Source organism: Kribbella shirazensis, from assembly GCF_011761605.1.
GTDB lineage: Bacteria > Actinomycetota > Actinomycetes > Propionibacteriales > Kribbellaceae > Kribbella > Kribbella shirazensis.
The window spans coordinates 2,893,510-2,915,691 of record NZ_JAASRO010000001.1; the positions used below are offsets into that span (position 1 = coordinate 2,893,510).

Here is a 22,182-nt window from a genome sequence, read left to right on the forward strand (position 1 = left end):
GGATTGCAGAGGTCTTGACCGGTAATGGCATGCTTTCGGGGTGACAGAGTTGATGGAGGCCGCGCGGCACCTGCTCGGCATCGCGATGGCCTCGCACTGGCTGCTGCTCATTCTGTTCGCCGTCGCCGCGATCGACGCGGTCTTCCCGGTCGTGCCCAGCGAGGGCATGGTGATCACCGCCGGCATGGCCGCGGCCGCCGGCCATCAGAACCTGCTGCTCGTCATCGCGGTCGCGATGGCCGGCTCGGTGATCGGCGAGACCGTCTGCTATTTCATGGGCCGCGGCTCCGGCCCGGCGCTGCATCGCTGGCTGAAGCGCCAGGAGCGCCGCCAGCGGCTCTACGAGAAGGTCTCGGCCGCATTGCACACCCGCGGCGGGCTGATCCTGATGACGGTCCGCTACATCCCCGGCGCGCGGATGGTCGCGACGCTGACGGCCGGCGCCACGCGGTACTCGTTCAAGAAGTTCCTGGTGTTCACGTTCGCCGGGGTGACGGTCGCCTACACGTACGTCGCGCTGCTCGGGTACATCGGCGGTGACGCGTTCGCGCACGACCAGTTGAAGGGCCTCGCGTTCAGCCTGAGCCTGGCCGCGCTGATCGGTCTCGTGCTCGAGACGTCCCGCCGGATCGCCGCCAAGCGGCGCGCGGTGAAGGTCACAGGCGCTTAACGATCCCCGCACCGGTTTCCGCGAAAGTGCGTGTCCCGGGTCAACTTCCGTAGGCCGGCGTGCGTCAGTAGTGCCGTGGTGAGGGCTGGGGTGAACCTCGCGGGTGCCGCACTGGTGATCGCGGCAGTGGTCGTCGGCTGTGCCGACGTACCGCTGGAGGGCGCTCCGAGCCCCGCCGAACCCAGCGCTTCCCCCACCGTCCCCAAGCTCAAGCCGAGTCCTGGCACGGCCACCAAACCTGCACCGCCGGGAAAGCTTCCCGCGGCGGCTCCGGTACTGCGGTCCTTCCCGGGCCGGCTGCCCAGCGGCAAACCGCCGCTGTTCGTCGTCGTCTCGTTCGACGGGGCCGGCGATCTCGCGCTGTGGGCCCGCTGGCGCACCATCGCCCGGCAGGTCAACGCGCGGATGACATTCTTCCTCTCGGGCCCGTACCTGTATCCGGGCGACCGCCGGACCGACTACAAACCGCCGTACAAGAAGCCCGGCGCCTCCGACATCGGCTGGGGTGACGCCGCGAGCATCCTCGGCCGGTCGACGGTACTGCGGGACGCGATCGCCGAAGGCCACGAGATCGGCACGCACGCGAACGGGCACTTCTGCGGCAAGAAGGGCGTCGGCCGCTGGACGACCGCCCAGTGGACGGCGGAACTGGCTGCGTTCGACCGGATGGTGCGGACCGGGCCGTCACTGGCCGCGGGCAAGACGGTCGAGCCGCCGTTCGACCCGTCGACGGTGAAGGGCATGCGGACGCCGTGTCTCGAAGGCAACCGCCCCGCGTACCGGCTCGCGATGGCGCAGCGCGGGATGCTGTACGACGCCTCCGCGCCCGGCTACATCGCCTGGCCGAAGAAGGCGAACGGGCTGTGGAACTTCCCGCTCCAGTCCGTGACGCTGGCCGGCACCGGCAAGAAGACGCTGACGATGGACTACAACCTCTGGTTCGCGCAGACGCAGGCCCGGAAGGTGCCGATCGCCCAAGCGCCCGCGCTGAAGGCTCAGGTCCTCGCGACGTACCGGCAGGCGCTGGCGCAGTCGCGGGCGAGCGGCAACGCGCCGTTGTTCCTCGGCAACCACTTCAACCGGTGGAACAACAGCGTGTACTCCGATGCGCTGACGGCGTTCGTCACAGAGACGTGCAAGCAGCCCGACGTACGGTGCGTGTCCAACATGGAGCTGGCGAGCTGGCTGGCGAAGTACGGCGTACCTCGCGTCCCTCGCCAGCCGTCATAGGCGTAGGTAGCCGTACGCGCTCTGCCAGGTGCCGCCGTTCTTGATCCGGCTGACCACGAGCCGCTGCAGGCGGGTGTCCTGTGGGAGCTCGTCGAGGTGGTCGGTGCCGTGTGTGCGGAACGTGAAGAAGATCGCGCTGTCCTGGCTGTCGTTCGCGGTGCCGTACGGCGTGAAGCGGCGGCCGAACTTCACCATGTTCGAGTCCTGCGGGAGGTTGTCCAGCAGGTACGGGTCGATCAGCCAGGACCACAGGTTCGCGGTCTTCACGGGGTACTCCGGGAAGTACCGCGGGAAGAACTCGCGCGCCTGCTGCAGGCTGTCGTCGACCGCCTCCGGCGTCAGCGGGCCGATCTCCGGGATGTGCACGCCGATGATCCACTCACCGGGCTCGGTCCCGGGCACCGGCTTGTCCGCCGGGACCTGGTGCAGCAGGTACTGCAGGCGGCCGAGGGCGTAGATCTGGCCGGTCCAGTGGATCGTCATCCACCAGTGCGTCTCCAGGCCGTAGTCGCCGTGGGTACGCCGGTTCACCTTGATCTGCTGCCCGAGGTCGGCGAGCGTCGCCCAGCTGATGTCGTCCGGGATCCCGCGCTCCGCGTGGTACCGGCGGATGTCCGGGACGGTGTCGAGGAACGCCTGCACCGAGTTCCGCGGATCCTCCGGCATCCGGAACTCCGGCTCACTCCCGAGCTTCCCGATCGCGCCCCGGATCTGGTCCGCAAGATCCTTCACCACGGCCTGATCCGCCTCGAACGCCTCAGCCGCCTCCCGATCGACCTCCGCGAACCCCAGCAGCCGATACTCCTCCGCACTCGTCACCCGCCAACCGTAACCGATGCTCCGTGGGGCCGGTTCTCCGGAAAGAATGTTGCGCCTGGCGGCGAAAATGCTCCGGAAAGCTAGCGTTCTTCGGCGAGGCCGAGGTACAGGATCCGGGAGTCCGCCGGATTGAACGCCAGGGACGGGATGCCGTCGTTGGCGTTGTGAGTTTTGGTGAGGGCGCCGGTGGAGGGGACGAAGCGGTAGAGGTCGGCGCCGAAGTTCGCGAACGACGTGCCGTAGCTGAAGTAGAGGAGGTCCGGGTCTGTGGGGGAAGCCCACATCTGGTTGCCGTTGATCAGGTCGGCGCGCGACTGGTCCAGCACCTCGCGGAACTTCCGCCCGCCGTCGGTGGACTCCCAGATGAAGCGCGTCGACCGGTCCCGGTCGTAGCCCTCCATCCACACCTTCGACGGGTCGGCCGGTGAGATCGTCAGGCTGAACGCGTTCACCCGTTCGACCGGCTGCGAGTGCATCCAGCTCCGGCCGCCGTCGTACGTGACGTAGACCCCGTCCGACATCACACCGATGACGATGTGGTCCGGGTTCCGCGGATCCACCACCGCGTCGTACAGGAACAGCTCAGGAGCTGCCGGTACGCCGACCCGCTGCCAGGTCACGCCGTCGTCCGTGGAGTCCCACAACTGCCCGTCACCGGCCACCGCACGCAGCCGTCCGGCCCGTGCGTCCAGCGCGGCGAGCCCGCCCCACGCGACCGGCCCGAGCACCGTGGTGACCTGCGAACCGTGCACGCGATGGATCGGCTGGTCGTTGACGCTGTAGATGTACGCCGAGTCGCCCGGACCGGGCTGTACGTCGTACGTGCTCAGATCGTCCGGCACCTTGCCGAGCAGTTGCCAGCTGCAACCCGCGTCGCTCGAACGCTGGATCGCCTGTTTGCCGATGCTGATCAGCGTGTTCGGTTCCTCGAGCGCGGCGACCTTCGCGTAGGTGATCGGCAGCAGCTTGCCCGTCGTCGGGGCGAGGACCTCGCCGTCGGTCACCGTGAACGTCACGGACCCGTCGCCGTACACCTTGCCGCAGTGCGGCCGGTTCCACGACGGCTCAGGGGTGGCGGCGTTCGCGGAGATCGGGAACAGCGCGAGGAGGGCGGCAGTCGCGGTCGCGACGGCGAAGCGGCGTGAGGTCATGCCCTTAGAAGTAAGGGATTCCCGCCACGCACGGCCAGCGTTCGCCGTGGCCGACAAACGCCATGACGGAAACAGGCCAGCCGAGGCCGGCCGGGTCCTAGCCTGCCGCGGTGTCGATGTGCCGGGCCAGCACGAGGTCGTCGTCGGTGATCCCGCCCGCGTCGTGGCTGCTGACCCGGAAGGTGATCGTGGTGTACCGGATGTCGATGTCCGGGTGGTGGTTCATCGACTCGGCCAGTTGCGCGACGGTGGCGACGAGCCGGATGCCGTCCAGGAACGTGTCCCTCTTGACGCTGCGGACCAGCGCGTTGTCCACGACCTTCCACTCCGGGAGGTGGTCGCGCAGTGCGGCGTCGATCTGGTCGTCGGTCAGGAGGTCAGCCATGCCCTCACTCTAGACCCACGGCGCCGCGATCCGGTCGACGTACACGTCCGGCGCCGAGGAAGCCGAGCAGGGCGACGGCGGCGCCGGCGGTGATGATCGTGCCGAAGACCCACGGGTGCGGGGCGTCGGCGTTGAACGCGAGGAGTGTGCCGCTGACGGCGAGTGCGGTCGCGATGCTCATCGTGGCGACCATCTGGCCGGCGCTGCTGTTGCGCCCGGCGTTGTTCTGATCGGACAGGTCGAGGGTCAGCACCGACAGGCTGGACGAGCTCAGTCCCATCCCGATGCCCGCGAAACCCCAGCCGATCAAGCCGATCCAGGTCGTCACGTCGGTCCACGCGAGCAGCGACGTCACGAGCAGACCGAGGGTCATGAAGGCCAGTCCGGTCCGCAGTACGGCGACCCGCTCGAACCTGTGCTCGCGGCCCTGCAGCCAGGACCCTAACGCCCAGCACACACCGGTGATCGACAGCGTCACGCCGGCCCGCGACGGGCTGAAGTCGTGCTTCAACGTCAACAGCAACGGCAGGTAGGCACCGACTCCGGTGAACGCGGCACCGCCGAGCCCGCGGACGGCGACCACGGCGGGGAACCCGCGCCGTGCGGTGAACGTGCCCGCGGGCATCACGCGGACAGCGGCCCGTCCGAGCACCACGAGTGCGACGAGAACCGTCGTACCGCCGAGGAACGGATGCGCCTCGAGGTGATCACCGGCCACGGTCATCGAGAACAACGCCACCGATGCGGCGAGGGCCCAGGGAAGGGCGGCTCGCCAGGCCTCGAGTTCGGCCGTGTCCTCGGCGGTGCGTTCCGGCGCGGGGACATCGGCCGACTGGTGCATCGCCGGGCGGAGCAGCAGCCAACTCGGCACGAGCAGCGCGATCGCGCCGAGGAAGACCCAGCGCCACCCGAACTGTTCGGTCACCACGCCGGTCAGCACCGGACCGAGCACCGACGGCAGGATCCACATCGCCGCGAACAACGAGAACATCCGCGGCCGCAGTACGGCGGGCAGCGCGCGCGCCACGAGCACCATCAGCGAGACGTCGAGCAGACCTTCGGCCAGCCCGCTGAGCAGTCGTCCCGCGATCACCATCGGCATCGCGGCCGCCGTACCGATCAGCAACTGCGCGACGACGAACGAGATCGCACCGGCCCGCAGCGTCGGGATCGGGCCGCGGCGGTCGGACCAGAGGCCGGCGATCGCGAGCGAGATCAGGTAGCTCGCGTTCGGGGCCGCGTTCGCGAGGCCGAAGCTGCCGAGCGCGTCGAACTCGCGCACCATGGTCGGCAGGGCCGTACCGACCGCCCGGTTCTCGAACGCGCCGAGCGTGACCAGGCCGATCACCCCGAGCACGAGTGGCAGGTGCTGTCCGGTGAAGAGCCTGGGGCGGGCCTCGGCCGTCGACGTCATGCCCGCTATCGTCGAAGTTGAAGTGAGGTTGAAGTCAAGACGCGCGACTGCCGGGGAGCCGGAAGATCAGGACCAGGACGCGGAGCACGAGGACCGCGCAGATCACCAGCAGGTTGTAGCCGAACAGCTGGAACAGCGTCATCGACTCCGTGACCTCCGGGCCTCCCGGCGTACCGAGCAGCAGGACCGCCATGATGCCCGCGGTCGCGCCGAGGACCGCCAGCAGAGCCTGGTGCAGCAGCCCGGTGAAGTGCCGCCGGTCGCGTTCGTCGGCCAGCAGGCGGACATTCACCCCGAGCCGCCCGCTCTCGGCAGCGGCAGCGATCCGGTCGATCCGGCGCGGCAGCCGGCGCAGCATCGGCAGCAGCGTCGCGAGTTCCTCGGTCGCCGTACGGCGGAGCGCGTCGGGCGCGAGGCGGTCGGTGACGTGTGCGCCGGCGAACTGCCGTGACGCGGCCACCAGATCGAACCCGGGCGAGATCCGCGAGATGGTCCCCTCGATCGTGGCCAGCGCGCGGAACACGGCGGCGACCTCCGGCGGTACGCCGAGTTGGTGCGAGGTGATGATCTGGAAGAGGTCGTTGAACATCGCGGGACCGAGCGCGACGCCGGCCGAGAGGTGCTTGGTCATGAACTGGCCGACGGCCCGCTCCAGCGCGCGTTCGTCGATCACGTCCGGGCGCTGGACGATCTCGAGCAACGCGTCGGTCGCGGCCACCGGGTCGCCGTGGTCGATGGCGAGCAGGAACCGTTGCAGGGCCTCGCGGGTGGCCGGATCGAGGCGGCCGACCGAGCCGAGGTCGAGCATGCCGATCCGGCCGTCGGTGAGCAGCAGGAAGTTGCCGGGATGCGGATCGGCGTGGAACACACCGTCGATCGTCACCTGGCCGAGCAGGCAGTCGAACAGCGCCCGGCCGAGGCGGACCGGGTCGAGGCCGCGGTCGGCGATCGCCTGCGGGGCGTTGCCGAGGCCGATCCCGTCCAGGCGCTGCATGGTCAGGACCCGGCGGGTGGAGCGCTCCGGGTACAACCGCGGTACGACGAGGTCATTGCTGGTGGCAACGGACTGGCCGGCGGCGACGGTGGTCATGTTGCCGGCCTCGACGGTGAAGTCGAGTTCCTCGCGCATCGCGTCGGCGAAACCGTCGGCGAGCGCGCGGACTCCCATCGCGCGGCCCCAGTCGGTGTTGCGGTCGAGCAGCCGCGCGAGACGGCGAACGATGTCGAGGTCGCGGTCGACGACGGTGGCGATCCCGGGCCGCTGCACCTTCACCACCACGTCGATCCCGTCCGGCTCCGCCAGCCGGGCGGTGTAGACCTGCGCGACGGAGGCGGCGGCGAGCGGCTCGGTGTCGAAGGCGGCGTACACCTGGTGCGGCGGGGCGCCGAGCTCCTTGGTGAGCACCTGCTCGATCTGCGGCCACGGGGCGGGGGAGACCTGGTCCTGGAGGCGGCTGAGCTCGGTGGCGACCGAGGCCGGGATGACGTCGCTGCGGGTGGACAGCACCTGGCCGAGTTTGACGAACGTGACGCCGGCCTCGTCGAGCGCGAGCCGCAGCGAGCGGGCGAGCTCGGCCTGGCCGGCGGCGTTCTCCCGGCCGGGGCGGCGACGGCCGCGCAGGTACGGGCCGAGACCGTGCTTGATCGCGATCCGGAGGATCTGCAGGTACCGGCGGGTGCGGGCGATCCGGCCGCTCAGGTCGCGGCGCAGATCGCGGGCCCGCGGCAACGATCCGGTCGGGACCAGGGCCTCGGACAGCACCAGGAACACCAGCCCGGCCAGCATCGAGCAGAGCGCGATCAGCACCATGTACGCGATCGCGGCGCCCCGCGACCCGGTCCACGGCGGCGGACCGATCATCGCGCTCGCCAGCGGGCCGGACACCCAGAGCGTGAACAGCGCCCCGGCCGCGAGCCGGCCGAGCCCGAACCGCACCCCGAGCAGCCGCTGCGAGGTCGGCACGAAGATCACCATGAAGACGGCCAGGTTCACCAGCCCGAGCACAACGACGTCCATACCCGGAACCCTAGGCGCCGGCGCCCCCCGGCCAACTCACCCACGCGAGTGACCCACCCCCCAAACCGCCCGGCGCCGCCGCTTTGCCTGGCCGGCCCACCAAGTTGGGGGTTCTGCACCCTGAGTACGGGTGCAGAACCCACGATTTCGCTGGTCAGCCAGGCAAATTCGGGGGCTGCCGGGGAGATGGTGGTCAGGCCGGGCGGCGGCGGATCTTGTTGCCGAGCCAAACCAGCGGGTCGTACTTGCGGTCGACGACGCGTTCCTTCATCGGGATCAGCGCGTTGTCGGTGATCTTGATGTGCTCGGGGCACACCTCGGTGCAGCACTTGGTGATGTTGCAGAACCCCAGACCGTGCTGGTCCTGCGCCTCGTGCTGCCGGTCGGCGGCGTCGAGCGGATGCATGTCGAGCTCGGCGACCCGCATCAGGAACCGCGGACCGGAGAACGCCTCCTTGTTCTCCTCGTGGTCACGGATCACATGGCAGGTGTCCTGGCACAGGAAGCACTCGATGCACTTGCGGAACTCCTGCGACCGCTCGACATCGATCTGCTGCATCCGGTACTCACCCGGCTTGAGGTCCGCCGGCGGCTTGAAGGCGGGCACCTCGCGCGCCTTCTGGTAGTTGTACGACACGTCCGTGACCAGGTCGCGGATCACCGGGAAGGTGCGCATCGGCGTGACCGTGACGACCTCGTCCTCGGCGAACGTGTTCATCCGGCACATGCACATCAGCTTCGGCATACCGTTGATCTCGGCGCTGCAGGAGCCGCACTTGCCGGCCTTGCAGTTCCACCGCACGGCCATGTCCGGCGTCTGGGTGGCCTGCAGCCGGTGGATGACGTCGAGGACGACCTCGCCCTCGTTCACCTCGACCTCGTAGTCCTTCAGCTCCCCGCCCTCGGCGTCGCCCCGCCAGACGCGGAATTTGCCTGTGTAGCTCACGCGGGCAGCTCCTCTTCCGTCAGGTACTTCTTCAGCTCGTCGACCTCGAACAGCTCCAGCAGGTCCTCGCGCATCGGGATCTGCTCATCCTCGGTGACGTTCACCGAACCGTCGGCGTCCAGGGCGCAGACCAGGAGCTTCTTGCGCCAGTCGGCCGACATCGCCGGGTAGTCGTCGCGGGTGTGACCGCCGCGCGACTCCTGCCGCTGCAGCGCGGCCTTCGCCACGCACTCGGACACGGTCAGCATGTTGCGCAGGTCGAGCGCCAGGTGCCAGCCGGGGTTGAACTGCCGGTGACCCTCCACCGTCATCTTCGCGATCCGGCTGCGGAACTCGGACAACCGCCCGAGCGCCTGCTCCATCTCCTCTTCCTTGCGGATGATGCCGACCAGGTCGTTCATCGCCTGCTGCAGCTCCTGGTGGATGGTGTACGGGTTCTCACCACCCTCGAGCTCGAACGGCGCCAGCGCGTCCGTCGCGGCCGCGTCGACGTCGGCCTCGTCGATCTTCGGCCGGTCCTTCAGGGAGTCGACGTACGTCGCCGCGCCCATGCCGGCGCGCCGCCCGAAGACCAGCAGGTCGGACAGCGAGTTGCCGCCGAGCCGGTTCGAGCCGTGCATGCCGCCGGCGACCTCACCAGCCGCGAACAGACCGGGCACTCGCGACTGCGCGGTGTCCGGGTCGACCTCGACGCCGCCCATCACGTAGTGGCAGGTCGGACCGACCTCCATCGGCTCCGCGGTGATGTCGACGTCCGCCAGCTCCTTGAACTGGTGGTGCATCGACGGCAGCCGCCGGGTGATCTCCTCGGCCGGGAGCCGCGACGACACGTCCAGGAACACGCCGCCGTGCGGCGTACCGCGACCGGCCTTCACCTCGGAGTTGATCGCCCGGGCGACCTCGTCGCGCGGCAGCAGCTCCGGTGGGCGCCGGTTGTTGTCCGGGTCCTTGTACCAGCGGTCCGCCTCGTCCTCGGTCTCGGCGTACTGCGCCCGGAACACGTCCGGCACGTACTCGAACATGAACCGCTTGCCCTCGGAGTTCTTCAGCACGCCACCGTCACCGCGGACCGACTCGGTGACCAGGATGCCCTTCACCGACGGCGGCCAGACCATGCCGGTCGGGTGGAACTGGATGAACTCCATGTTGATCAGCGTCGCGCCGGCCCGCATCGCCAGCGCGTGCCCGTCACCGGTGTACTCCCAGGAGTTCGAGGTGACCTTGAAGGACTTGCCGACGCCGCCGGTCGCGAGTACGACGGCCGGCGCCTCGAAGAGCACGAACCGGCCGGACTCCCGCCAGTACCCGAAGGCGCCGGAGATCGCGTCTCCGTCCTTCAGCAACTCGGTGACAGTGCACTCGGCGTACACCTTGAGGTTGGCCTCGTAGTCGCCGGTGGCCTCGAAGTCCTCCTGCTGCAGCGAGACGATCTTCTGCTGCAGCGTGCGGATCAGCTCCAGGCCGGTGCGGTCGCCGACGTGCGCGAGCCGCGGGTAGGTGTGGCCGCCGAAGTTGCGCTGGCTGATCCGGCCGTCGGGGGTGCGGTCGAACAGGGCGCCGTACGTCTCCAGCTCCCACACCCGGTCCGGGGCCTCCTGCGCGTGCAGTTCGGCCATCCGCCAGTTGTTCAGGAACTTGCCGCCGCGCATCGTGTCGCGGAAGTGGACCTGCCAGTTGTCGTTGGAGTTCGCGTTGCCCATCGCGGCCGCGCAACCGCCCTCGGCCATCACCGTGTGCGCCTTGCCGAACAGCGACTTGCAGATGATGGCGGTGCGCTTGCCCTGCTCGCGGGCCTCGATCGCCGCGCGCAGGCCGGCGCCGCCGGCCCCGATCACGACGACGTCGTAGGAGTGTCGTTCCAGCTCAGTCATGGAAAGTCTTCAGATCCTCAGTTGATGATGCGCAGGTCGGAGAACCACCCGGCGGAGACCGCCATGATGTAGAAGTCGGTCAGGATCACGGTGAACAGCGACGTCATCGCGAAGGTGCCGTGCTTCGGGTTCAGCTTGGACACGAAGGTCCAGTACCGGTAGCGCAGGGGGTGCTTGGAGAAGTTCTTCAGCCGGCCGCCGACGATGTGCCGGCAGGCGTGGCAGGACAGCGTGTACAGCCACAGGAACACCAGGTTGACCCAGATGATCACGGTGCCGAGGCCGATCCCGAACCCGCCGCCGTCGCCGTGGAAGGCCAGGATGCCGTCGTAGATGTTCAGCACACCGAAGACGAGCGCACCGTAGAAGAAGTAGCGGTGCAGGTTCAGCGCGACCAGCGGGAACTTGCGCTCACCGGTGTAGTTCTTGTGCGGCTCGGGCACCGCGCACGCGGCCGGCGCGAAGAACAGCGACCGGTAGCCCGCCTTGCGGTAGTAGTAGCAGGTGCCGCGGAAGCCGGCCAGGACCGCGAACGTGATCAGGCTGAACGGCAGGAACCGCGGGAAGTCGCCGAACCACGTTCCCAGGTGACTCGATCCCTCGACACAACTACTCGTGACGCAGGGCGAGTACAGCGGCGTGAGGTAGTGGTAGTCGTCGACCCAGTACCACTTGTTCATGAAGATCCGGACCGTCGCGTAGGCGATGAAGAACAGCAGGATCACGCCGATGCGCAACGGCGCGAGCCACCAACGATCGGATCTCGCGGTCTTCAGTCCAACTTGCGCGCGACCTGGCGCGCTGACTCCGGTAGCCATCAGAACCGTCCTCGCTTCGCTGCGGGCGGTTCTGCTGGCAGGACGCCGCTCTGCTTATTTATCTCGCTGCGCTCGATCATGGGGCGTGCCTGTCGGGCGCGCCGAAGCCTTCGTGTTCCGCGTCGGTCCACATGGACGCGTCATATTCCACGTCGGGAATCTCCTCGAGTTCCTCCGGAACTGGTCCGGGCCTGTGCCTGGGGTCGGGCGGGCCGAGCTCTGCGAGATCGTCGCTCAGTCGGGCCACGTCGGACACCAGGCGGCGGATGCCGAGGGTGTCACCGTACTCCTGGCTGAGTCTGCCGACGGCCGCATGCAGGGCTTCGAGCGCGCGGACGACTGCGGCGGTGGCTGCAGGGCCGCTGTTTGCCTGAGCGTTGAATTCAGCACCCATGCCGACTCCAGTGATGGTTATGTAGCTGTCAGTATGGGCACACTTTGCCCCTGCCGGGCGCGCAACGGAAGACCCCTCGGCACGGCGTGTTTCCAGTAAGGCTTACCTCAGTTGCGAGTACGCCGACGTGTGGAGTAATGGGGTGAATCCGCCCCGTAGTACAACGAGATTCGCCGGTGGAGTGAGGGTCTCGATCTCGAGCAGACCACGCGGGCTGACCGGTTCGCCGTACCCCTCCCAGGACCACGGCAGCACCCGCTGACCGAGCACCAGTGCGGGGGAACCGTCGAAGCGCACCATCGCCCCGTCCGGTAGTTCGGAGAGGTACTGGGTGGTCGTTCGCTGCCGTCGAGTGCGCGATTCGACCCGCTGGCTGTGCAGTACCGCGTCCATCTCGGCAGCCCTCGGGCGTTGGGCGTGACCTTGCGCCCACGCTCCGGCGTACAGCAGGAAGTCCCTGCGCCGGCAGTAATGACAGGGGCGGTGTCCGGCCGCGAGGGCGACCGCTTCGTCGAAGAAGAACAGGGCGGTCCAGCGGCCGGGCGGCATCGGGTCGCGGTGGACGCCTTTCCAGTCGAGGACGCAGCAGATCCACGCCTTCGACCGCCAGCGGGTGGTGCCGAGGCGGCGGTCGGGGCCGTGCAGGCTGCCGCGGTTGCCCATCAGCAGACCGCGGCCGGGGTCGGCGACGATATCCTGTGTGGGCAGAACCCTGTTCTGCAACGGCATACCCGCATCATCGCGGACGCGGCGGACAGTTTCTGGCAGAGTCGCGACGTGCAGATCGTGGTGGGTGTCGCAGTCGTACGGGACGGCCGGGTGCTGGCGGCGTACCGGCCGGGGCCGGACGGCGGGTGGGAGTTCCCGGGCGGGAAGGTCGAGCCGGGGGAGACCGACGAGCAGGCCGCGGTCCGGGAGATCCGTGAGGAGCTGGACCTGGAGATCAAGGTCGGCGCGTCGCTCGGGCCGGGTGTGGACATCTCCCCGCAGTACCGCCTGCACGTCTACCTGGCGACGGCGCTCGCGGGCGATCCGGTACTGCGGGAGCACTCGGAGCTGAGGTGGTTTGCCGCCGCGGAGCTCGACGAGGCGGACTGGCTGGTGCCCGATCGACCGTTCGTCCGGGAGTTGCCGGCCCGATTGTAAGTGGCGCACGTCACACCGGTCGCAGGCCGTCAACGGGTTTGGACCTGGAGCGATCACGAGCGCAAGGCGTCGCCTGATACCTGAACCGTCACGATTCGGTGACTAGCGCTCGATTCCCATGGCGTCCACACTGCGAGATACATAGGGTTCCCGGCAACCCGGGTGAGCCGGGTGGATGGCCGGGGAGCACTCACCACGAAGGACGGGTGAACGGGCGATGACGCTGGGGGTATCGGAGACGCAGCCCCCCGACGAGGGACTGCCGGCAGACGCGCTTGCCGAAACTTCCGAGGCGAGGGAGATCGAGGGCCGGTCACTCGGCCGGATCGCCTGGACCCGGTTGAAGCGGGACAAGATCGCGGTCATCAGCGCGATCGTGATCCTGCTGATTATCGCGGTGGCGATCTTCGCGCCGTTGATCGTGAAGCTGAACGGATTCCCGCCCGACCAGTTCAACAAGCTGGACGCGGACGGCAACCCGCTGCTGAACACGCGCGACGGCGGTATCCCGATCGGCGGTCTGTGGGGGAGCGGCACCAGTTCGGAGCACTGGCTCGGCGTCGAGCCGCAGAACGGCCGGGACGTGTTCTCGCGCCTGGTCTACGGCACCCGCGTCTCGCTGCTGGTGGCGCTCGGCGGCACGATCATCGCCGTCATCCTGGGCACGGTCATCGGCATGGTGTCGGGGTACTTCGGCGGCTGGGTCGACACGGTGCTCAGCCGGCTGATGGACATCATGCTGAGCTTCCCGTCGCTGCTGTTCGTGATGGCACTGACCCCGGTGATCGCCTCGCGCGGCCAGGACCTGTTCGGCATACCGGACAACAACACGCTGCGGATGGGCGTGCTGATGTTCGTGCTCGGGTTCTTCGGCTGGGCCTATCTGGCCCGGATCGTCCGCGGCCAGGTGCTCTCGCTGCGGGAGCGCGAGTTCGTCGAGGCGGCCAGGTCGCTCGGCGCCGGCCCGTACTACGTGATCTTCCGGCAGGTCCTGCCGAACCTGCTGCCGACGCTGCTGGTGTACACGACGCTGCTGATCCCCAGCTACATCACCGCTGAGGCGGCGCTGTCCTTCCTCGGGGTCGGGATCAAGGAGCCGACCTCGTCGTGGGGCCGGATGATCGCCGACGCGTCGGACTGGATCGAGAGCAACCCGCTGTACCTGTTCTTCCCGGGCTTGGCGCTGTTCATCACCGTGCTGGCGTTCAACCTGCTCGGTGACTCGGTCCGCGACGCCCTCGACCCGCGTGCCGGAAGGGGCTGACCGTGGGCCGTTACCTGATCCGCCGCCTGCTGCAGGCGGTTCTCGTGCTGTTCGTGATCAGCGCGATCACGTTCTTCCTGTTCTGGGCGACGCCGGCCAATCCCGCGTTGCTGATCTGCGGCAAGAACTGCAACACCGAAACGGTCGCCCAGGTCAACGCGACGTACGGCTTCGACGATCCGCTGATCGTCCAGTACGGGAACTACATGCAGGGCCTGGTGAGCCCGTCCGGCCGGACGATCGGTTCCGAGGGCAACGAGCGTGAGTGCGCGTGGCCGTGCTTCGGCGAGTCGTACCAGAACGGCATCCCGGTCTGGAACTCGATCCGGGACGCCTTCCCGGCGACACTCTGGCTGGCCACCGGAGCGGCGATCCTGTGGCTGTTCGCCGGCGTACTGCTCGGACTGATCGCGGCGCTGCGCAAGGGCAAGTTCATCGACAAGCTGAGCGTCGGGCTGGCCTTGTTCGGCGTGTCCTTCCCGACGATCGTGTTCGGCTACCTACTGCTGTACCTGTTCATCGTGAAACTGAACTGGCTCCCGTTCCCGGACACCGCGAACTCCGCGTTGTTCACCGTCGGTCCGGTGAAGTGGCTGCAGTTCTACATCCTGCCGTGGATGACGCTCGCGCTGGTGTTCGCGGCGCTCTACACCCGCCTCACGCGGGCCAACATGATCGACACGATGAACGAGGACTACATCCGCACGGCCCGGGCCAAGGGGCTGGGCGAGCGGACCGTGGTGTTCAAGCACGGGCTGCGGTCCGCGCTGACGCCGATCGTGACGATCTTCGGACTGGACGTCGGCGGTCTGCTGGGCGGCGCGGTCATCACCGAGCAGATCTTCAGTATCACCGGGCTGGGCAAGTTCGCGATCGACTCGGTGCTCAGCAACGACCTGCCCGCGATCATGGGCGTCGTGCTGTTCGCGGCGATCTTCGTGGTGCTCGCGAACATCGTCGTCGACATCCTGTACGCCGTCATCGACCCGCGCGTGCGGCTGTCCTGATCAGGTGAGGTGACATGGTGACCGAATCCGTGACCAGTACGGCGCCGGCCGGCAGCCGAGCCGATCGGCCGTTCCTGGAGGTCAAGGACCTGCAGGTGCACTTCCCGACCGACGACGGTCTCGTGAAGGCGGTCAACGGGCTGAGCTTCACGCTGGAGCGCGGCAAGACGCTCGGCATCGTCGGCGAGTCCGGCTCCGGCAAAAGCGTGTCCAGCCTGGCGATCATGGGTCTGCACAAGGGCAGCCGGGCGCAGGTGACCGGGGAGATCTGGCTGGACGGCGCGGAGCTGGTGTCGATGTCGGTGCCCGAGATCCGCACCCTGCGTGGCCGGAAGGTCGCGATGATCTTCCAGGACCCGCTGTCGGCGATGCACCCGTTCTACCGGGTGGGCGACCAGCTCGTCGAGGCGTACCAGGTGCACAACGACGCCCCGAAGGCGGTGGCCCGCAAGCGGGCGATCGAGCTGCTCGACCGGGTCGGCATCCCCTCGCCGGACAAGCGTTTCTACGACTACCCGCACCAGTTCTCCGGCGGCATGCGGCAGCGCGCGATGATCGCGATGGCGCTGATGTGCGATCCCGCGCTGCTGATCGCCGACGAGCCGACCACCGCGCTCGACGTCACTGTCCAGGCGCAGATCCTCGACCTGATGAAGGACCTGCAGAAGGAGTTCAACTCCGCGATCATCCTGATCACCCACGACCTCGGCGTGGTCGCCAAGATGACCGAGAACGTGGTCGTGATGTACGGCGGCCGGGTGGTCGAGAAGGGAGGCGTCCGGGACATCTTCTACCGTCCGGAGATGCCCTACACCTGGGGGCTGCTCGGCTCGATCCCGCGGGTGAACCGCAGCGGCGACGGCCGGCTCAAGTCGATCCGCGGTACGCCGCCGTCGCTGATCAACCTGCCCAAGGGCTGCCCGTTCCAGCCGCGCTGCGACTACCAGCAGCACGTCGAGGGCCACTCGTGCTCCGCCGAACTGCCGGAGCTGCTCCAGATCGGCCACGACGGCCACCACGTGCGCTGCCACATCGAGCCCGAGCAGCGGCAACGGCTGTTCGCCGACCAGGTCAAGCCGAGCCTCTGATGCCCGAGGAGTGCTGGTGAGTACTACGACATCTGCCGAGCAGACGACCGGCAAGAACCCGGCGCGCGGGGAGCTGCTGCTCGAGACCCGCGGGCTGCAACGCTATTTCCCGGTCACGCGCGGGATCATCTTCCAGAAGCAGACCGGCGCGGTGAAGGCGGTCGACGGCGTCGATCTCAGCATCCACGCCGGCGAGACGCTCGGCGTGGTCGGCGAGTCCGGCTGCGGGAAGACCACCACGGGCCGGTTGGTGACCAGGCTGGACGAGCCGACCGGGGGGTCGATCTCGTTCCTGGGCTCGGACATCACGCACCTGAGCCGGGCGAAGATGCGCCCGTTCCGGCGCGAGATCCAGATGATCTTCCAGGACCCGTTCTCGTCGCTGAACCCGCGGCAGACCGTCGGCGCGATCATCGCGGCGCCGTACGACATCCAGAAGGTGAAGAGCGAGGCCGGCACCAAGAAGACCGTCCAGGAGCTGATGGAGCGGGTCGGGCTGAATCCCGAGCACTACAACCGCTACCCGCACGAGTTCTCCGGCGGTCAGCGGCAGCGGATCGGGGTCGCGCGGGCGCTGGCGCTGCGCCCGAAACTGATCGTCTGCGACGAGCCGGTGTCGGCGCTGGACGTCTCGATCCAGGCGCAGATCGTCAACCTGCTCGAGGACCTGCAGGAAGAGTTCGGCCTCGCCTACCTGTTCATCGCCCACGACCTGTCGGTGATCCGGCACATCTCCGACCGGGTCGCGGTGATGTACCTGGGCAAGGTGGTCGAGACCGCCACCCGCGACGAGCTCTACAACCACGCCCGGCATCCCTACACCCACGCGTTGCTGTCCGCGGTCCCCGAGGCCGATCCGGACGCCGAGCTGCAGCGGGAGCGGATCCGGCTGACCGGCGACGTACCGAGTCCGCTGAACCCGCCGTCGGGCTGCCGGTTCCGGACCCGGTGCTGGAAAGCACAGGAGATCTGCGCCGTGGAGGAACCGCCACTGGTGCAGATCGGTGCCCCGGGCCACCAGGCCGCCTGTCACTTTCCGGAGGAACGGGATGTGATCTGACGATTACGCAGGGCTCTTCCGGGTCAACCGACGGCATGGAAGCGATCACGATCCGGTCAAGCGGCCGATACCGCATTGCGCACTTTGTGAACACGTGAGTTGATGTGCGCGACATGACGAAGATCACTTTCTTCACACCGCCGTGACCCGGCGACAAGTGTCAACACAAGGAAGGAAACACTGGCCATGGATCACCTCAAACGAACCGGTGTGGCGATCGCCGTTGGGTTCGGTCTGAGCCTGACCGCGGTTGCCTGCGGCGGGGGAGACAGCGAGACGCCGGGCGCGCAGGCCACGGCCGGTGCCAAGGGGGGCACCGTTACCGTCTACCACGTCAGCGACGTCGAGCACCTGGACCCGGCGCGGAACTTCGTCACCGACTCGCAGATGATCGGCAAGCTGATCACCCGGACGCTGACGGACTACCGGTACGACGCCAAGGCGAAGAAGATCGTCCTGGAGAAGGACCTCGCCGAGAGCTACGAGTCCAGCCCGGACTTCAAGACCTGGACCTTCAAGCTGAAGGACGGCCTGAAGTACGAGGACGGCTCGCCGATCGTTGCCGCCGACATCAAGTACAACGCCGAGCGGTCGTTCGCCGCGGACATGGCCGAGGGTGCGCCGTACGCGCACGAGTACCTCGACTGCCCGGGGTACAAGGGGCCGTACGTCGCGAACAACAACGGCGGCAAGGGCTGCACCGCGATCGAGGTGCCGGACGAGAAGACGATCGTCTTCAAGCTGAACCGCGCGGTCGCGTCCTTCGACGGCACCGCCAGCATGAAGGTCTTCTCGCCAGTACCGAAGGCGAAGGACACCCGGACGAAGTACGACAACCACCCGGTCGCCTCTGGTCCGTACAAGATCGAGACCTACACCCGCAAGAAGACGCTCGTCCTGGTCCGCAACGACCAGTGGGACCAGAAGACCGACCCGCTGCGCAACGCCCTGCCGGACAAGTTCATCTTCAAGTTCGGTGACGCCGAGGCGACGGTCGACCAGCGGCTGATCGCGAACGGCACGGCGGACCAGAGCTCGCTCAGCTTCGCCGGTGTGCAGCCGGAGAACATCGCCAAGACCAACCAGGCGAGTGTCAAGGACCGCGTGGTCAAGGGCACCGACATCTGCCGCCGCTACATCGCGTTCAACCAGCAGAAGCCGTTGCTGAAGAACCAGAAGCTGCGCGAGGCGCTGTACTACGGCCTGGACCGCACGAGCTACCGCGACGGCCGCGGTGGTGAGCAGCTGGCGGCGGTGGTCGACTCGATCATTCCGCAGGACATGGAGGGCTACAAGGCGGAGGAGCACTTCAAGGCTCCGCCGGAAGGCGACCAGGCGAAGGCCAAGCAGCTGCTGACCGAGGCCGGCTACAAGGGCGAGAAGCTCGTGCTGTCGACGGCGGACTCCGGTCTGGCCGTGAAGGCGGCGGAGGCTGCCCAGGCGTCCTGGAAGGCCGTCGGGATCAACGTCGACATCCAGAAGATCCCGGGTGACAACTACTACTCGACCCAGCAGCAGGACTCCTCGGCGGCGGACCTGATCACCGCCGGCTGGTGCTACGACTGGGCGAGCCTGACGACGATCGTGCCGTCCGTCCTCGGACCCGACACGACCGCGCCGAACAAGGCCGCGCAGAACAACTACGGCCGCAGCCAGGCCGGCTGGGACAAGATGAAGGAGCTGTCCGCGGAGACCGACAAGGGGAAGATCGAGACCGGTCTGTCCGACCTGTACGGCGAGATCATGAAGACGGCCCCGCTGGTGCCGACCGTCCAGGACCTCAACGTGTACGTCGTGGGCTCGAACCTCGACAACGTCGTGGCCGACCCGAACACCGGTGGTCTGCCTGACCTGACGCAGATCGGTGTGAAGAAAGTGAGCTGATCTCAGCACACGAACCGAGGAGGGCGGTGCCGGACGGCACCGCCCTCCGTGCGTTGTGCAGCCCCCGTGTGCTCTCCGTAACTGTATGGGTCGTTTGTACGGGTTGTACCTGGCAAGCGTTCCGGCCCGGGACGAGAATCCTTTCCTGATCTCTTGGGGAGGAGTGAGGTATGTCGGTGTACCCGGCTGTTCCGGTGGTGCGGAGGGAAGACTTCGCGCCGGAGGTGGTCTGCGAGGTGTACGAGCTCGGATCGCACCGGCGCGCCCCCGCCGCGGTCAAGGAGCTGACCAGCCGCCAGGTGACCATCGGCCGGATGATGGCGACCGGTGCGAAGGACGCCGCGATCGCGCACGAGCTCGGGCTTTCGCTGCGGACGATCCGCGCCGAGATCAGCGCGTTGATCGCCGGCCTCGGCGCGAAGTCGCGCTTCCAGGCCGGGTGCCTGCTGGTCCGCCGGTTCGGCTGAGCACCGGAGTCGTCCGGAACTGTCCGCGGGCCGACGTAGGCTTTCGGCATGGTTGAGCTTGCTGAGCGCCGGCTGCTGCTGGTGCACGCCCACCCGGACGACGAAACCATCAACAACGGTGTGACGATGGCGCGGTACGTGGCCGAGGGAGCGCACGTCACCCTGATCACCTGCACCCTCGGCGAGGAGGGCGAGGTCCTCGTCCCCGAGCTCGCGCACCTGGCCTCCGACCAGGACGACGGCCTCGGCGAACACCGCATCGGCGAGCTCGCGAACGCGATGGCCGAGCTCGGTGTCACCGACCACCGGTTCCTCGGCGGCCCGGGCAAGTACCGCGACACCGGGATGATCTACAACGACGAGGGCAACGCGGACGTCCCGCCGCAGACCCGCAAGGACAGCTTCTGGCAGGCCGACCTGGTCGCAGCGGCGAACGATCTGGTCCCCGTGATCCGTGAGCTCCGTCCGCAGGTCCTGGTGACCTACGACGAGTGGGGCAACTACGGGCACCCCGACCACATCAAGGCGCACCGGGTCGCGATGTACGGCGCCGCGCTGGCCGCCGCGCGCTCCTACCGGGAGGATCTCGGCCCGGCCTGGGACATCCCGAAGATCTACTGGACCGCGATGGCCGAGTCCCGGATGCGCGAGCAGCTGCGGGCGCTCCGCGACGCCGGTGACACCACCACGTTCGAGGGCATGGACCCGGACGGCCCGATGCCGCCGATGATCACGCCGGACCGGCTGATCGACTGTGTGATCGAGGGCGAGGAGTTCATCGACCGGAAGATGAACGCGATGAAGGCGCACGCCACCCAGATCACGGTCGACGGCCCGTTCTTCGCGCTGTCGAACAACAACGGCAACCAGATCTGGGCCTCCGAGCCGTACCGGCTGGTCAAGGGGACTCCGGCGCCGGGCCCGGACGGTCTGGAGCACGACCTGTTCGCCGGCCTCTGAGCCGGTTACCGGAGAAGTACGCACCGCCGAGGATCAGCACCGACCCGATCAGCTGCAGGACGGTCGGCCGCTCGTGCAGCACGACAGAGCTGAGCGCGAGCGCGCCGACCGGCGTCAGCATGAGCAGGGCCGCCCCGACATGACTGGGCAGCTGCGGGGAGTACGTCGCGACGAGCAGCCAGCCGACGACGGTTCCGGCCACCGCCACGCCCATCAGCCAGCCGATGACCCGTAGGCCGGGCGTGAGGTCGACGCCGCGCCACCACCACCCGGCGACCAGCGAGACCACGGCGGCCGACGCGATCACGGCGAAGTAGTTCTGGATCGGGCGCCCTTCCAGGCCGCTGCGCCGCAGCAGGTACAGGAAGACCGAGTAGCAGGCGGCGGCCATCACGGCGTGGATCGTCCCCCGGACCGGATCCGTGCCGGCCGCGCCGCCGTCCACCAGGCCGGCTGTCAGCGCGACCCCGAGGATCATCACCGGCACCCAGGCGACGAAGCGCCGTGGGACCGTCTCGCGGTCGATCGCCCAGGCCAGCAGCGGTACGCCGATCACCTGGACGTTGACCACGACGGTCGACAGGCCCGCGCCGACCTCGGCGATCGCGCGGGTCCACAGCAGCATGTCGCCCGCGAAGAAGGCGCCGCCGAGCAGCCCGAGCAGGATCTCGTCGCGGCCCGGTGCGCGGTGGCGCCGGCGCTCGAACCATGCGGCCACGGCGAGGAACGGCAGGGAGAGTGCGCAGCGGTAGAAGCTGGCGGTGCCCGGCGACGTCGCCGCCAGGTCGATCAGGACCGACGAGACCGAGATGAACAGTGCTCCGGCACCGAGCCGAACCGCGGGCCCGGCTCGGTGCCGGGAGCCCTGCCGGTCACCAGCCATCGCCTGTCCGGTACCCCGCTCCACGGCGGTGATGCGGGCGGCGTGACAGGTCCCACACGCCAGGTTGAGGCGTCAACCTGCCTGCGGGCATAACCTGCTGGGGTGTCCGCGTCGGAGCCCGGTGGGAGTGTCGCGCCCGCGGAGTTCCGTGCGGCGCTCGGCCGGTTCGCGTCCGGCATCACGATCATGAGCACGCTCCAGGACGGCGTCGCCCACGCGATGACCGCGAATGCGTTCACCTCGGTCTCGCTCGATCCGCCGCTGGTCCTGGTCTGCGTCGACAAGGGCGTCCGGATGCATGCCGCCGTACTGGACTGCGGGTACTGGGCGGTGTCTGTGCTGGCCGGGGCGCAACGGCCGATCGCGGACCGGTTCGCGCGGTCCGGGCGGGATCTGTACAGCCAGTTCGACGGCATCGGTACGACGGCCGGCCCGAAGACCGGGTGTCCTACCGTCGACGGCGCGCTGTCGTGGCTCGAGTGCCGGACCTGGGCGACGTACGACGGCGGCGACCACACGATCGTGGTGGGCGAGGTGCTGAGCCTCGGAACGGGCGCGGCCGACGACCCGGGCGCACTGATCTACTACTCCAGTCACTACCGGGAACTGCCCGGCGACTGAGCGTGATTCCCGGGGTATCGAAGGGCTGCCCCGAGGGGTGGAACGGCCTGCCGCGTCCCGTAGGATGTGCGCTTGTGCCCTGACCAA

22 protein-coding genes are annotated in these 22,182 nt (G+C 68.3%); 11 read left to right on the forward strand and 11 right to left on the reverse strand.

All coding sequences use genetic code 11. From position 1 onward, the window contains the following. The first annotated feature begins 40 nt into the window (after window positions 1-40). Both BJY22_RS14325 and BJY22_RS14330 read left to right on the forward strand, forming a co-directional pair. Entirely contained in the window at window positions 41-670 is a 630-nt protein-coding gene (locus BJY22_RS14325; RefSeq protein WP_167207011.1) for a VTT domain-containing protein, read from the forward strand. A 78-nt stretch (window positions 671-748) separates the two neighbouring features. Continuing rightward, window positions 749-1,900 (forward strand): polysaccharide deacetylase family protein, encoded by a 1,152-nt coding sequence (locus BJY22_RS14330; protein WP_167207013.1) that lies wholly within the window; start codon window positions 749-751, stop codon window positions 1,898-1,900. On the opposite strand, the gene BJY22_RS14335 is transcribed toward BJY22_RS14330, so the two are convergent. The 10 genes from BJY22_RS14335 to BJY22_RS14380 all read right to left on the reverse strand — a co-directional run bounded on the left by BJY22_RS14335 (window position 1,895) and on the right by BJY22_RS14380 (window position 12,444). Further along, complete coding sequence (locus BJY22_RS14335; RefSeq protein WP_167207015.1) at window positions 1,895-2,719, reverse strand: acyltransferase domain-containing protein; 825 nt, start codon at window positions 2,717-2,719, stop codon at window positions 1,895-1,897. The two genes, BJY22_RS14330 and BJY22_RS14335, sit on opposite strands and share 6 nt — an antisense overlap. An 80-nt stretch (window positions 2,720-2,799) precedes the next feature. Beyond that, window positions 2,800-3,870, reverse strand: a complete 1,071-nt coding sequence (locus tag BJY22_RS14340) for a sialidase family protein (RefSeq protein WP_167207017.1) — start codon at window positions 3,868-3,870, stop codon at window positions 2,800-2,802. A 97-nt stretch (window positions 3,871-3,967) separates the two neighbouring features. Continuing rightward, complete coding sequence (locus BJY22_RS14345) at window positions 3,968-4,255, reverse strand: 4a-hydroxytetrahydrobiopterin dehydratase (RefSeq protein WP_167207019.1); 288 nt, start codon at window positions 4,253-4,255, stop codon at window positions 3,968-3,970. A 4-nt stretch (window positions 4,256-4,259) separates the two neighbouring features. Next, window positions 4,260-5,669 carry an MFS transporter gene (locus tag BJY22_RS14350; protein ID WP_167207021.1) on the reverse strand — a complete coding sequence of 470 codons (1,410 nt, stop codon included), beginning with the start codon at window positions 5,667-5,669 and terminating at the stop codon, window positions 4,260-4,262. Between the two features lie 34 nt (window positions 5,670-5,703). Next, window positions 5,704-7,686 (reverse strand): ABC1 kinase family protein, encoded by a 1,983-nt coding sequence (locus tag BJY22_RS14355; RefSeq protein ID WP_167207023.1) that lies wholly within the window; start codon window positions 7,684-7,686, stop codon window positions 5,704-5,706. Window positions 7,687-7,879: 193 nt separating this feature from the next. Then, complete coding sequence (locus BJY22_RS14360; RefSeq protein ID WP_167207025.1) at window positions 7,880-8,632, reverse strand: succinate dehydrogenase/fumarate reductase iron-sulfur subunit; 753 nt, start codon at window positions 8,630-8,632, stop codon at window positions 7,880-7,882. Further along, window positions 8,629-10,503 (reverse strand): fumarate reductase/succinate dehydrogenase flavoprotein subunit, encoded by a 1,875-nt coding sequence (locus tag BJY22_RS14365; protein WP_167207027.1) that lies wholly within the window; start codon window positions 10,501-10,503, stop codon window positions 8,629-8,631. The genes BJY22_RS14360 and BJY22_RS14365 overlap by 4 nt, the downstream gene beginning before the upstream one ends. 17 nt (window positions 10,504-10,520) lie before the next feature. After that, entirely contained in the window at window positions 10,521-11,321 is an 801-nt protein-coding gene (locus BJY22_RS14370; protein WP_167207029.1) for a hypothetical protein, read from the reverse strand. Window positions 11,322-11,397: 76 nt separating this feature from the next. After that, the gene (locus BJY22_RS14375; protein ID WP_167207031.1) at window positions 11,398-11,715 is read right to left on the reverse strand and encodes a hypothetical protein; all 318 of its coding nucleotides are present in this window, start codon (window positions 11,713-11,715) and stop codon (window positions 11,398-11,400) included. A gap of 102 nt (window positions 11,716-11,817) precedes the next feature. Beyond that, entirely contained in the window at window positions 11,818-12,444 is a 627-nt protein-coding gene (locus BJY22_RS14380) for a hypothetical protein (RefSeq protein ID WP_167207033.1), read from the reverse strand. 48 nt (window positions 12,445-12,492) lie between these two features. Between BJY22_RS14380 and BJY22_RS14385 the strand changes: the two genes are divergently transcribed. The 8 genes from BJY22_RS14385 (at window position 12,493) to mshB (ending at window position 20,591) form a co-directional block, all read left to right on the forward strand. Next, window positions 12,493-12,861, forward strand: coding sequence for a (deoxy)nucleoside triphosphate pyrophosphohydrolase (locus BJY22_RS14385; protein ID WP_337758668.1), 369 nt, complete (start codon window positions 12,493-12,495; stop codon window positions 12,859-12,861). A 217-nt stretch (window positions 12,862-13,078) separates the two neighbouring features. Then, window positions 13,079-14,125, forward strand: a complete 1,047-nt coding sequence (locus BJY22_RS14390; protein WP_167207034.1) for an ABC transporter permease — start codon at window positions 13,079-13,081, stop codon at window positions 14,123-14,125. Window positions 14,126-14,127: 2 nt separating this feature from the next. Continuing rightward, window positions 14,128-15,132: an ABC transporter permease subunit gene (locus BJY22_RS14395; RefSeq protein ID WP_167207036.1), complete on the forward strand. Its 1,005-nt coding sequence runs from the start codon at window positions 14,128-14,130 to the stop codon at window positions 15,130-15,132. A gap of 14 nt (window positions 15,133-15,146) precedes the next feature. Then, window positions 15,147-16,220, forward strand: coding sequence for an ABC transporter ATP-binding protein (locus tag BJY22_RS14400; protein WP_167207038.1), 1,074 nt, complete (start codon window positions 15,147-15,149; stop codon window positions 16,218-16,220). 16 nt (window positions 16,221-16,236) lie between these two features. Next, window positions 16,237-17,280, forward strand: a complete 1,044-nt coding sequence (locus BJY22_RS14405; protein ID WP_167207040.1) for a dipeptide ABC transporter ATP-binding protein — start codon at window positions 16,237-16,239, stop codon at window positions 17,278-17,280. A gap of 186 nt (window positions 17,281-17,466) precedes the next feature. Continuing rightward, window positions 17,467-19,164: an ABC transporter substrate-binding protein gene (locus BJY22_RS14410; protein WP_167207042.1), complete on the forward strand. Its 1,698-nt coding sequence runs from the start codon at window positions 17,467-17,469 to the stop codon at window positions 19,162-19,164. Between the two features lie 170 nt (window positions 19,165-19,334). Beyond that, entirely contained in the window at window positions 19,335-19,631 is a 297-nt protein-coding gene (locus tag BJY22_RS14415; RefSeq protein WP_167207044.1) for a LuxR C-terminal-related transcriptional regulator, read from the forward strand. 48 nt (window positions 19,632-19,679) lie between these two features. Beyond that, the gene (gene mshB, locus BJY22_RS14420; RefSeq protein WP_167207046.1) at window positions 19,680-20,591 is read left to right on the forward strand and encodes an N-acetyl-1-D-myo-inositol-2-amino-2-deoxy-alpha-D-glucopyranoside deacetylase; all 912 of its coding nucleotides are present in this window, start codon (window positions 19,680-19,682) and stop codon (window positions 20,589-20,591) included. Here the strand turns inward: mshB and BJY22_RS14425 are convergent. Beyond that, the gene (locus BJY22_RS14425) at window positions 20,530-21,474 is read right to left on the reverse strand and encodes a DMT family transporter (RefSeq protein WP_167207048.1); all 945 of its coding nucleotides are present in this window, start codon (window positions 21,472-21,474) and stop codon (window positions 20,530-20,532) included. The two genes, mshB and BJY22_RS14425, sit on opposite strands and share 62 nt — an antisense overlap. Window positions 21,475-21,576: 102 nt before the next feature. Here BJY22_RS14425 and BJY22_RS14430 point away from each other — a divergent pair, with 102 nt between their 5' ends. Then, window positions 21,577-22,095 (forward strand): flavin reductase, encoded by a 519-nt coding sequence (locus tag BJY22_RS14430; protein ID WP_167207050.1) that lies wholly within the window; start codon window positions 21,577-21,579, stop codon window positions 22,093-22,095. The last annotated feature ends 87 nt before the right edge of the window (window positions 22,096-22,182 follow it).